This is a genomic window from Paenibacillus sp. Root444D2 (genome assembly GCF_001426375.1).
In the GTDB taxonomy this organism is placed as follows: domain Bacteria; phylum Bacillota; class Bacilli; order Paenibacillales; family NBRC-103111; genus Paenibacillus_E.
In genome coordinates, this window is record NZ_LMEO01000045.1 from 442557 (window position 1) to 455760 (window position 13204).

Annotated in this window: 6 protein-coding genes; all 6 read right to left on the reverse strand. The window is 46.0% G+C overall.

Annotated elements, in window-relative coordinates; genetic code table 11:
• Positions 1-7: 7 nt before the first annotated feature.
• Positions 8-5962 (reverse strand): rhamnogalacturonan lyase family protein, encoded by a 5955-nt coding sequence (locus ASD40_RS23520; protein WP_082562478.1) that lies wholly within the window; start codon positions 5960-5962, stop codon positions 8-10.
• Positions 5963-6206: 244 nt separating this feature from the next.
• A complete protein-coding gene (locus tag ASD40_RS23525) occupies positions 6207-7976 on the reverse strand; it encodes a glycoside hydrolase family 2 protein (protein ID WP_057305586.1) in 1770 nt (589 codons plus the stop codon).
• Positions 7977-8018: 42 nt separating this feature from the next.
• On the reverse strand, positions 8019-10340 hold the full coding sequence (locus ASD40_RS23530) for a family 43 glycosylhydrolase (RefSeq protein WP_057305587.1): 2322 nt from the start codon (positions 10338-10340) through the stop codon (positions 8019-8021).
• 77 nt (positions 10341-10417) lie between these two features.
• The gene (locus ASD40_RS23535) at positions 10418-11449 is read right to left on the reverse strand and encodes a hypothetical protein (RefSeq protein ID WP_057305588.1); all 1032 of its coding nucleotides are present in this window, start codon (positions 11447-11449) and stop codon (positions 10418-10420) included.
• Between the two features lie 3 nt (positions 11450-11452).
• Entirely contained in the window at positions 11453-12259 is an 807-nt protein-coding gene (locus tag ASD40_RS23540; protein WP_057305589.1) for a carbohydrate ABC transporter permease, read from the reverse strand.
• A gap of 1 nt (position 12260) precedes the next feature.
• The gene (locus ASD40_RS23545) at positions 12261-13202 is read right to left on the reverse strand and encodes a carbohydrate ABC transporter permease (protein WP_082562402.1); all 942 of its coding nucleotides are present in this window, start codon (positions 13200-13202) and stop codon (positions 12261-12263) included.
• Between the last annotated feature and the right edge of the window lie 2 nt (positions 13203-13204).

The window sequence follows — 13204 nt, forward strand, 5'->3', positions numbered from 1 at the left end:
CGGATGATTAATGAGAAACTAAAACGGCAGCTGTTTGGGTCGTTGTGTTTCCTGCTAAGTCAGCAGCCGTATAGGTGATGGTGTATGTACGCCCATTCCCTTTACCTGAACGCTCTGCACGAAGCATAAATTCTGTGTCCAATGTGCCGGTTTCTGCTCCTAGAATGTCATCTGACGTATCTCCGTCACCTAACCCATTATCAGGCTCGTTGCTTGTAATGGATGTAAGAACGATGGATGCGTTGCCAGAAAGGCTATCATTTGCGCTAATCGTTGCCTTTACGGTAATCAATTTGTGATTTGGCGGCCACAAAGCAGTTTGATCCAGAACCAGATTGACTGTAGGTGCCGTTTTGTCAATTTTCACAATTACCGTATGTGGAGATTCAGCGTTACCTATTTTATCAACGCTCCAGTAAGTGAGAGTATGCGTACCCTCTTCTGTGATGATAATGGAAGTACCTTGCTGCACAGCACCACCATTCAACGTGTAGTAGGTGCCGCCTACGCCTGATCCGCTGTCACTGACTTTGAGAGTTACTGTGACGTCTTTATTCAACCAGCCTACAGGAGCGTCATCGGTAGTTGTTGGCGGTACGGCAGGTACGGGCTCGTTAACAATCGTAAGATGCGACGCAGCCGGTTCCTCCATACCAGCACCAAGGTAGAAGCTTGTATGAGGCGGTTGGTTGTAACCGGTATTTTGCCAAGCGACTCCTAAGCGGTATATCGGATCATGCATTAGCGTACGCAGCTTTGTATTGGTCATAGTGCTCGTCGTATAAATGCGCAGCTCTGAGCTATCTGTATTTCTCCACACGATTTCTTCTCGCCAATCGCCAAAAAGGTCGGCTTGCAGGTTCGGCGTTGATTTCGTGCTGTTGTTTGACAACGCCCCTTCAGCTGTAAATAACCGGTTCGTCGTATGGTTCACATAGTCCCACTTATCAACGTGGTTGGCGTCTAGAAGCTCGCGGTTCAGGTCGCCGTCCCACCAGATGCCGAAGTTCGTTGAACTTGGAATGGTCGTGCTGATCAATTCGCCTTTCGCGCTGTAAAGACCGGAGATCGGAATATGCTGCGCATTCGTTATTGTTGCAGACCATACCTCTTCGCCCAAATAGTTCGGATCGATGTCCGCCGACATGCCGCGTCCGGTATCTATCCCCGTCCACACACCCCAGAGAATTTCGCCCGTTTTCGCATCCCGGAAGTCCATACCATAAGGAGAATCTAGATGCTCATGCACATTGAAGAATTCTAGCCCTGGTCTGGAAGGGTCCAGGTCGCCCAGATGCTGCGCGTCCCCGTGACCGAGTCCAGTGTTGTATAGCGGCGTACCATCATCATCGATGGCCATGGCACCGAATGTGATCTCGTCCTTGCCGTCGCCATCTACGTCGCCGATGGACAAGTTATGATCTCCTTGTGCGGTATAGGCAGCTCCAAGTCCTTCATCGTTTGTATCGAAACGCCACTTTTTCGTCAATGCGCCATTTTTGAAATCGTAGGCAACAATCACCGTTCTTGTATAATAGCCACGGCTGAAAATCAAGCTCGGATGCTCACCGTCGAGGTAAGCGACTGCTGCCAGGAAACGGTCCACCCGGTTGCCATAAGTGTCGCCCCAATCCGAAACGACTCCACGAGGCGGATCGTAATCCGTCGTTGCGATTGCTTTTCCAGTTAAGCCATTAAAGACGGTTAAATATTCAGGTCCTTCCAGCACATAACCACTGCTGTTCCGGTGATCGGCCGTTGCGTCACCAATAGCCATACCTGTTCCGTCTATCGTGCCATCGGCTGTTTTGAACGTGACTTCCGCTTTGCCGTCGCCATCCAGATCATAGACCTGGAACTGCGTGTAGTGCGCTCCAGCACGAATGTTCGGTCCAAGGTCGATACGCCACAGGCGAGTACCGTCCAACTTGTAGGCATCAACATAGACGTTGCCGGTATATCCTGCCTGAGAGTTATCTTTGGAGTTGGACGGATCCCACTTCACGATCAACTCGTACGTGCCGTCGCCATCCACATCGCCAACACTAGTGTCGTTCGCACTGTAGGTATAGGCTTCTCCGGATTTCGTTATGCCGCCCTCCGGCTTCTGGAGCGGTATGGCCAAATAATTGTTTTGCCATACAAATGCTTCTTTCGAAGCCACTTTCTCACTATCTCCGATAACGGTTTTCAGAAGATATACAGACGTTTCTGTTCCCGCTTCATCCAGCAGATTTGTTGCGCCTGTGATCGGTTCTGCATTTACTTTGACACCGCTGCGGTACAGATTGAATGCGATGTTAGATGGGTCTGTGCCAAGCATTTTCCAGCCTACATAGACACCATTAACTTGTTTGACCGCTACAAGCGCGCGATCGAGATATTCGGCCTGCCGATTCAGTACAGTTACGACTGGCGTTGCCAGTGTTTCAGACTGCCCGGATACTCCGCCTGCGCTTACGGCTGAAACCTTGTAGTAATAAGGAATCGTCGTAAGCACAGTCGTATCTGTATAGCTGGATTGACGGGCTTTGCCAATCAATTCGTAAGTGCCATTGTTAGACTCAGCACGGTAAATGTTATACGTTTTGGCTCCAGTAACAGAATCCCAGCTAAGGGTGAGATCATTTTTATTTACGCTCACCGCTTGAAGATTAACAGGTATTGCAGGAATAGGAACATTGGGATTAATCATGGATACGGTGAGTGATGTGGATGGACCGGTTTCCGTTGAGGCCAGGTCCACTGTCGTCACTTGGTAATCGTACTCCATCCCTACATCAACAGTGTTATCAACATAAGTGCTCGTCGTTGCGCTGCCCAACAGTTGGAACTTCGACGTACCGCTTACTTTGCGGTAAACATGATATTTCGCGACGTCCTCTACCCCGGTCCACGACAGGGAAACGGAAGGACTTTCCGGATCTGTATTTTTCGCATCGATTTTCAGAGCTGTAGGGGCCATTAAAATCGGTGTAATCTCCAAACCATTTACGATTGCGGTTGCACCGCCGAACTTGAAGTTCATTTGTCCATCACTAACGGAAGTCTGTGCAATTATCTTTTCAACGACGGATTTGTTGCCCGCTGTAACTGTCCCAAAGTCTGTACCTTCGATGGCAACGGTCGTTCTTGCACTTCCCAGATAATCGCCAACGTAAAGCTTCACGGAATAAAGACCATTCGGTAGATCCACCATAAACTCCCAGCCAACATTGAAATAGCCAAGCCAATCACGGAGCAGGTCCGTACCGGTAGCACGATCCCGGCCAATCATGCCTGTTGGGTCCTTGATGCCGTAGCCTTTTGCTGCTGTGTATGTGCTGGAAAGATTGATGCCAGTATAACCATCTTGAATTGGAGAGGCAGCCAAACCGAAGTCGAACTTAATCGTCGCATGCTTGGTTTGGATGACGATGACATCTGACTGCTCGGACTCCCCTTTACCGTTTACTGCTGTAACAACTACGTCATAGGTTAGCCCTTCCGTCATACCTTGAATCGTAATCGTCGGAACTGTCGACGTACCAACTAAGACGTAAGTGGTGTCAGATGATAACTTTCTATAAATCTTATAAATATCCGCACCTTCTACTGCATTCCATGTCAATACAGCTCCTGCATTGCTCACACTGCTTGCCACTATGCCGACTGGCTTCGATGGAACTGCAGCAGGCGGAGCAACATCCGTGACATAGGAGGAAAGTGGAATATTCAGGTCTTTAATCCCGCCTGACAGAAGACGCGCGATTTGAATTGCGCCATATTCCTGGAAGTGCGTATCGTCTGCATTACCGCTCGGGAAGGCAGTGTAGGTACCAGCGGGTACATGGAGGAAGACAGCAAGCGTACCAATTGGGCCGATAGTGTCATAGTACGCCCGACTTAATGTGCTGAGATCCGCGAGTTTGACATCCATTTCTTGTGCCAGTTCTTTCATCGCAGCTACGTATGTCGGGAAGCTGACATTGAAGATGCCGGTTGACGCGTTAAAGTCCCTGCGACCGACAGGCGTTACCAAAATCGGTATCGCACCACGCTGCCTAGCGCCATTGATATATATCTTCAGATAGTTTTTATAATCCTCGGGAGATGCATACCGTTCAGGAACGGAGATCGTCGCATCATTATGACCGAATTGGATCAAGAAGTAGTCATTCGGCTTGATCGCCCGCAAAATAGTATCCAAACGGCCTTCCGTGAGGAACGTTTTGCTGCTACGACCCCCGATGGACTGATTGCTGAAGGTTATGTCGGAAGTGAAGTAGCGGGAAATCATTTGCCCCCAACCGGCCTGAGGCTTCCAATACGAATCGTAGGTCTGTACCGTAGAATCCCCTGCGATATAAACTGTTGGCATTTCTCCAGCCACTCGATCCGCTAGCTTTGAAATGACAAGCCCATTAATTTTGGGCGCAGAACCCGAGAAGCTGATATTCAACTGACCATCAACCAGGGCGACTTCGAACGTCTGCTCCAAATATTCACCAGCTGCCTTAGGCGTGAGCGCAATTTTGTTTGCCGTCATTCCTTCTACGGAAACAGCTACTTCAGATGCCGCATTGGCATCACCTGCCGTAACCGTAACAGCGTAATCTCCATTTGGCAGATCCACGTTGAAGGAAGTGCCAGCTGGCGATAGGTAATCAGATTTCAGTGGATCCGATGTGCCGCTGTTACCAGAGCTGACGAGCGAAGGATTGGCAAATCCGTATTTCAGCTGGGCTGAGTAGGCCACTGGAGTCGTTATACCGAAATAGCCGTCAGCTATAGCCCCAGGACCGAAATCTAATTTCAACGGCAATCCAGACGGGAGCACATTAGCCGCAACATATACCGTGCTTGCTGCCGCGCTCGAGGCATCAGACACCCCTGCCGCATTCGTTGCTTTTACCTGATAATAGTGAACAGCCGATGTGTCGGCCGTAGAATCGGTGTACGTTGTCGATGTTACCATGCCGAGCTCGGTGTAGATTCCGGTAGCAGAATCCGAACGGAATACCGTATAACCCGTTGCTCCATTCGATGCTGACCATTGCAAGGACACTTTATCCGATGTGACACCGCTTACAATCAAATTGGCAGGAGCAGCCGGAATTGCAACTGTCTGTTTCACTTCCGCCGTTACCGGGCTGCTTGCAGCAGATTCAAGACCACCTGCCCCCAGAGCAGTTACTTGATAAGAATATGTATTTCCTACAGAAACAGCCGTATCAGTGTAAGCATTTACCATCACTTGTTTGATAAAATCATAATTCGTGACGCTATTCGTCGCACGGTACACGTTATAATAGACCGAATCCGTAACACTGCTCCAACCGAGTGATACGGAGGCTGCACCAGGAGTGGAATTAATATTGGTTACAGCGAGTGATTGAGGAGCCGAAGGCGCCGTCGCCGCTGGCACCTGTTCAATGACGAGGCCGTTCAAATAGCCAGCACCTGTGCCGCTGTAGCCTGTAGAGATGCCAACTGTTAATTGACCGTCAGTTACCGTGGTGCTGTAGGTTGCTTGTGCAATAGCTACCTTCGTTGAAATCGTCCCTTTTGTCACCCCTTCGAGGGCAACCGTCGTTTTCGTTGTGGACGTACCTGCGAGCAGATCACCCGAATAAATCGTCACGTAATAATTGCCGTTTGGCACGTCCGCTAAGAACGTGAAGGGCGTTCCCAAAATAAAATCGTTCGTCAAATCCGTGCCGCCTGACCGATTCCTTGAGGCTCCCGCTGGCAGCGCTGTTTCAAGCCCATATCCCCGGTCCTTCGTATAAGTCAACTGATCATGAACTTGATTATAGCCTGCCATGACCGGACTGCTCGCTGAACCGAAATCAAATTTCTTTACAAACACCTCTGCTGCATGGGCTGCAGATTCACCATAAGGCAGAGTTGGGAGCATATTGTAGGAAATCATAAGACCACACAATAGAAATGCTACAATTCGACTTACTTTCATCTTCATCATACTGAGTCCTCGCCTTCTATGCGTTGTTTTTCCTTCTTCAATGATGTCTGTTCACGTTGCGTAACGTCACACCTCCGTCCCATTGGGAATGTTTTCCTCTCCACATCATAGATGGTTTTTTTCTTCTTTCCCATGTAAAAAAACGTTCTCTTTGTTTAAAAAACAGTTATGTTGAATGCGCTTCCAAAATCAAAAAAAAAGAACATGGCTTCACAAACAAGCCATGTCCTTCTTTTAAACCCTAAGCAAGATTAATCTCTTTTATTAGCTCGAGTGGTATCTTAGGCTTCCGATCCTCTGTAAGCAATCCGTTGACTTCCTGTTGAACATCGGTTATTTGGGTGTAACAATATCCACTAATATATTCTGTATCTTTAATCGCTTGTATAATGTTCCTAAAGCGCTCGATAAAGGCTTCCTCATTCTCAACCTGATTCCCATAGCCCCAGCCTTTCCCTGTATTAAATGCAATGCCTCCGAATTCAGTGATCATAATCGGTTGGCCGCGATAGGCGTATCCTTGGGCCATGGCGTATTTCCCCTTATTGAATGAGAATTCATTGTTCAGCAGTCCATCTTTGTCTGTATAACGCTTTAAGAATGCAGAGCCTTTCTCCTCATAATCATGTAATGTCAGGATGTCAGAAACGGTGTGTTCCCAGCCATCATTTACGATAACAGGCCGATGCGGGTCAATTGATTTAGTCAAATGATAGATGCTTTCCGTAAACTTTTGTTGTCTCACGTTGGTGTAAATTTGTGCAATCCCCCATGATTCATTGAAAGGTACCCATGTCACGATACTAGGGTGATTGTACTGCTGGCGGACGATTTCCGTCCATTCCGATGTGAATGTTTCAATCGCCTCATCGTTAAACTCAAAGGTTGCCGCCATTTCGGACCAGACGAGCACGCCTTTCACATCACACCAGTAAAGGAATCGGGCATCCTCAATTTTCATATGCTTCCTTACCCCGTTGTAACCCATAGCCAAGATTGCATCAATGTCCTCAATCAACGCCTCCTCTGATGGCGGAGTCAAGTGACTGTCTGGCCAGTAACCCTGATCAAGAATAAGACGTTGATATATCGGCGTATTGTTAAGAAGTACTTTTCCTTTTTCAATCGAAATTTTTCTCATACCGAAGTAAGAATACACATGATCAATGATGAGATCATCTTCATATAGGATAAATTCCACATCATATAAGTTCGGGTTTTGCGGTGACCATGTTCGAACCTTCCAAGGCCCGTTCACTTCGTGTAATAAATTCATATCCAGTTGGAGCCACGGCCGATCGATAACGAGACTCGTTTGCTTTAGAACTTTATCCTTCAAGCTAATCCGAGTTTCCAAACGGAGTTGTTTCGATTTATTCGATTTGGCAGCTATGTGTGCCTGATAATCAAAGCGAACGGAATAATTATCGAGATCAGGCGTCATCTTAACAGATTTTATATACGAGGCTGCTACATACTCTACCCATACACTTTGCCAAATGCCTGTTGTCTGCACATAAAAGCACTCAAAATTATCATCAACCCAACGCTGTTTGCCTCTTGGCTGTGTGCAGCTTTGTGAGTCTTCCGCTTTCAACACGAGGGTATTGGATTCGCCAAACTGAAGATACGGTGTAATGTCAAAAGAAAAAGCTGCATACCCGCCTTGATGTTGTCCGACCAAAACGCCATTAACCCATAGCTTAGCTAAATAATCTACGGCCTGAAAATGAAGGATAACCCGGTTCCCTTCTTGCTCCTGCGGGATTTCCAAAGCACGCTCATACCATACATTCGGGTGAAACTTCTCTTCTCCAATCCCGCTCGCCTTCGTTTCATAAGTGAAAGGAACGGTTATTTTACGATCTCCGTTAAGCTGTTTATACCACTTTTCGATTTCCCCTACATTATTATCGTCAAAACGGAAATCCCATTCCCCGTTCAAATTGAGCCAAGAATCACGAACGAATTGCGGTCTTGGATAATCTTTGATATACATCTTAGTTGTCATATCTACACTCCTCTATCTTCTCTGTATTTACAACTGTGCTTTTCACTTGGAAACAGAAACTTTATGAAAAATAATATCGGAATGGTTGGAAAGCAGACCGATTTTGCCATGTGTATAGGCTCTCGGGTCCTGATAATCGAGAACAGGATCCTTTGATCCGTTCCAATATACACGTATACGATTGCCGGTAACCTGAACGTTGATTTGATAGTTAGTATCTTTTTGAATCGTTAGAGGCACGGTTTTCAAAATCTCCTGTTTTCCGTAATTCACTTTTTTAAGCGTTAGTCCATCTTGGTTCACAGACGCATAATAACCTGTGAAGGCATCTTGTACTTGATGCGGATAGTACGATTCATGAACAGATCTGATCAGCAAGCCTGCATCGCTTGTCGGCATCGTGGGGAAATGGAACTCCGCATCCATCCGGTAATCCGTCCAGTCTTCACTTCCCGCGAATGTTTTTATATATTCGTGAGAGCGAGTTTCATAACCGCCATCTACAGGAATCCACATGCCCACCATACCTTTAGGCACATTGTCTATTGGAGAGAACGCTTCATCACCCGGATAGAACGTCATCGTCTTGAACGAAAGCGAACCTTGGACAACTTTGATTTTCAGGTTTGCGTAGCCTTCTTTCAATGCCATACTCCCAATGCGGGTTCGTTCCCAAGCTTGATCCGCTTTGTTCCGCTTTGGTACGATAAACCGCTGCTTTTCTGCTCCAGCAGCTATTTCAATCGTTGTCTCCGCATCCGATGGCAGCATATCCAAATCTATGCCGTAGTTTCCTGCCTGCTTCACCTGTATAGGGTACTGCAGCCAATCTCCGGTCTTCGGCAAAACAGCTGCCATACTGCCATCATCCGCTGCAATTCCTCGATGCTCATTGGCTAAGGAATCTGAATAGCCACGGTTCTTATCTTTCAAATAATGTACCGCTTCGATACTCCCTGGGACAGGCTTGACGGTTTCATAATCACTGCTTCCACCCGCATCATTGCTATAACCCGTGAATAACATTGCAGGAGCGGACTTCGATGCAGAAGCATAGATGTAACCCATTTTACCTCCGGCAATCTGCCTATCTACCTCTAGCTTATGCATATTGTCCCAATAAACCCGAATTTTGCCATTTACACTTATTACCCGAATCGTATGCAGTTTGGTTAGGTCCGTTTCCTTTGGGATTTGAGCTTTTCCCACAAGGACTATTTTACCCTCATTAACCAGCTGTACGATTAGCTCATGACTTTGTGAATCCACGTCCGTAAACATAAAATTTCGCTCATTCTCGTATGCAAATACAACGCCTATATGAGTAGAGCTTTCGTCAGTCGACAATGCGTGAAAATTATATTCAGCTGTAAATGCCTGTTCCGTTGTAGAGTCGCTCACGACAATCGTTTTATCACGCAATTGCTCTTGTTTCCAACCAACCGTACTTCCGGGGACCACTTCTTTGGCCGAAAAGTCAGGCATTTTGGCAACAGGACGGGCCATCGCGAAGGTAGGACCGAGTAGAGACATACGATCCCCATTAAACTGCAAACGGTCGATATTAAGCTTGCGTACAGGCGGGCCTGACGTCGATGCGCCTTCCAGATTGTGATACACCAAATAATAGGAATCCAGATCCGGCCCTAGAACAGTAGAACTGTGACCTAGTCCATTAAATTTATAGTCCGTGCTGATCACGAATGGATTGTTTTCCAGCGTCCGATAAGGACCTAAAGGTCCTTGATCTGAAATCGAATATTGAATTCGATAACCTGTGCTGAAGACATGATTACCGGTATAGGTAATTAGGTATTTCCCTTCTCTTTTCCAGATCGATGAGCCCTCTGTCCAGTGCTGCAAATAGGCTTCCGGGATCAGCTTATCGGGGCCAAACGTATAAGGATCTGACATTTCGTTAGCCAAGATGCCTCGACCGGAAGCATGGGTAAAGTACCATTTTCCATCGTCATCAATAAATACAGAGCCATCGATCGACATCCCCAAATTATCCGTTTGGACCGTAAAAGGGCCTGTGGGACTCTGGCTGCGGAGCACATAATGACCGCCGCCTCCCGGTGAGGTGTACATGTAGAAGTAACCGTTCCAGTAGACGACTTCCGGCGCATACGCCCCTTTTGTTATTAGCTCCTCAGTAACGAGTCCTTCCGGCTTCCAATTCACTAAATCTGCAGAACTCCACGCTTTTACTCCAATTTGATCATCCTGAGTACTGCAGTACAAATAGTACATACCGTTGTAACGGAGAACGAATGGATCGCCAATCCCGTAATCCTCCCACTCTTCAGCTAACTCCATGGGATTACTATAGGTGGGAACTTGACGCCAGCGTTCGAGCTCCATTCTCTTAGGTCCCTCTCCCTGACATGAGGTTAGAAATACACCCAAACAGATCGTCACCATTACACTCACCAATCTCTTCAATGATTTACACCTTCCGATTTCAAAGCGACCATCGCACCCAATTTAGTACTTATCGTGATCCGGATGAAAAAGCTAATCAATAAAAGAATACCGACATCAAACCAAAGGCATTCCATCGTGCTTAACAGAAGCTGCCCTTGATTATGTTTTAACGTAAAAATCATCATATTGCTCAGAAGTAAATATAGCAGCACATTTTGCCCTAGAACGAGCAAGAAGCCCGTATATCTCAATCTATTTACCAACATTTTTGCAACTAAGAAGTACACATATATTAAGAATGCAGAGCTTAATATCCAAAATATGGACGGTGGAAAACGCTCCGGAAGCCCATGTTTCGCTATCACATAAGTGATGAATAGGCCTGATGAGACGACTGAACCAATGAAAAATTTCCAGTTCCACCCCAGCTTGTAGCGTGCGGCATACATCCCAATCAAGTAGTAGGGAAAATATTGCACTACGGGAAAAGAAGCAAACTTTCTTGTGCCAATCAATAGCCCTAACTGATTCATGGTCACTTTGTCATAGGGTAGATACGTAGTAACTAGCAGCAAAACGACGACCACCCAAAATTTGAACTTTCGCTCAACTAACCAAGTTAATGGCTTAAATAAGACCAACCCGACCAACATGGTAAGTGAAAAAGAAATCAGAAACTCCGACCAACCAGGAATATCTTGAAGAATCAGAATAGGCTTGATTGTGCTCCAAGATAGGGGCTTTCGATCTAAGAACAAGCGATAGTATGTACCTGAAATATAAAAGGCAATTAACGTTTTCAACGCGGTTGAAAGCATTCTTCCGTAAACTGCTTTGAACGGTCTATTGTAATAGGCTAATTGGCCAACGTAACCGAAGCTAAATACGAAACCTGTAAAAGTGACTATATTAACAACATCGATCACTCGTTGTGCTCCCGTAAAGACCATGGGATTGCTGAAAAATTGCAAAATATGACAGTACACCATCCCGATGACCAATAACCCTTTAAAGATGTCGATGCTGTAATCTCTTTCTTTATTCATGGATTACCCCTTTATACCCGAGAAGCTCAGACCTTTCACAATTTGCCGCTCGAAGAACAAGAACGCGACCATGACAGGAATAGATGCTACCGAGTTAATGGCCATAGGTCTTACATAATCTTCCGAGTACTGGGACATCAGGGTAGGAATCCCCATCGGTAGAGTAAACAGTTCTTCTGATGTAATCGCGATAAACGGCCATAGGAAGTTGTTCCATTGCGCAATAAACGTAAGAATGACAATGGAGGCCAAGGCAGGTTTAGCGAGCGGCATCACGATACTGGCGTAAACCCTTAACTTGCTCCCCCCATCCATCTCAGCGCTTTCAAGCAGCTCATTGGGAACTGCATCAAAAAAGCTTTTCAGTACAACAACTGCAAATGGAGAGGCCACCGCCGGTAAAATTAATCCTTGATAAGAATCTAACATCCCCAGTTCTTTCACAACCTGATAAAGCGGAATGAGAATCGCTTCGCCTGGGATCAAAAGACCAGCCAAGATCAAGACGAACATGAACTTTTGATAACGGAACTTGATTTTGGACAAGGCAAATGCGCTTAGTGAAGAAACCAACAGCGTTAGCAATGTAACGACAATAGCAACCACAAGGGAGTTGAACATCCACCTTAACAGAGACGTTTCTTGAAAAATATACGCATATGTCTCAAAGGTGTAAGGCGGTTTATACCAATCCAGCACACCTGTAATCTTCATACCTTCATCTTTAATAGAAACAATCAGCATCCATGAGATGGGAACTAGAAAAAACAGGGCAAGAAGCACCGATAAGGACAAGCGAAGAGCCCGCATCTTAGACCGCCTCCTTCTTCGTACTCATTCTCAGTTGGATCAACGACAAGACAAGGAGTATGGCAAAAAGCGCATACGACATGGTAGCTGCATAACCCATATGGTTGTTTTTGATGCCTTCCTCGTAAATATACTGAATAATTGGCCGTGTATCTGTACCCGGTCCACCTCGTGTAATAATGTAAATTTGCAAAAACACTTTATACGAAGCAATAATTTGAAGCAGCAATATTGTTTTTGTAATGGGACCTAGCAGTGGAAGTGTCATTCGAAAAAACATTTGTCTCTCCGATGCGCCATCGAGTCTCCCAGCTTCGTAAATATCATCTGGAATATCCTGCATAGCCGATAAATACAGAATCATGTTAACCCCGACAGTCCACCACAGTGTAATGGCCGTAATGGCAATCCAAGCCAGAGATGATTCCGTCAACCAAAATATCTCTTGATCTACCGAAAGAATACCAACTAATTTAAGTAAATTATTCAGAAAGCCTGTATAAGGCTGTATAACAAACAAACCTACATACGAAACGACAGATACCGATAGAACACTCGGCAAGAAAAAGACGCTGCGAAAAAATTTCTGAAGTCTCGTTTTTTGATTGGCAATGACCGCGAGCAGTAGAGCAAATATAAGCATGCTAGGCGTAGATAAGATAACAAAGTACGTTGAGTTCCAGAGCGCACGCCAAAAATTTGCATCTTGTACCATTGCGATATAATTATTAAGACCAACAAAATCCATCTTCTTAATTAGCGTCCAGTCGTACAGACTCATCTGCAGTCCTTTGATCATCGGGAATATCGTAAACACGACGTATGCGGCCAGAAAAGGCAGAAGGAATAGAAAAGCCAGGATATCCAGTCGCCACTGCCTTGCTTTCGTTTGTGAACGGGCGGTGACCGATGTTTTATTCAAATCAACTTCATTTGTACGCATGC

What these genes read in the sequence shown, in the direction of transcription:
- ASD40_RS23540 (WP_057305589.1), bottom strand. Translation starts at nt 12,259, where the DNA reads ATGCGGGCTCTTCGCTTGTCCTTATCGGTGCTTCTTGCCCTGTTTTTT.
- ASD40_RS23545 (WP_082562402.1), bottom strand. Translation starts at nt 13,202, where the DNA reads ATGCGTACAAATGAAGTTGATTTGAATAAAACATCGGTCACCGCCCGT.
- ASD40_RS23530 (WP_057305587.1), bottom strand. Translation starts at nt 10,340, where the DNA reads ATGGAGCTCGAACGCTGGCGTCAAGTTCCCACCTATAGTAATCCCATG.
- ASD40_RS23520 (WP_082562478.1), bottom strand. Translation starts at nt 5,962, where the DNA reads ATGAAGATGAAAGTAAGTCGAATTGTAGCATTTCTATTGTGTGGTCTT.
- ASD40_RS23525 (WP_057305586.1), bottom strand. Translation starts at nt 7,976, where the DNA reads ATGACAACTAAGATGTATATCAAAGATTATCCAAGACCGCAATTCGTT.
- ASD40_RS23535 (WP_057305588.1), bottom strand. Translation starts at nt 11,449, where the DNA reads ATGAATAAAGAAAGAGATTACAGCATCGACATCTTTAAAGGGTTATTG.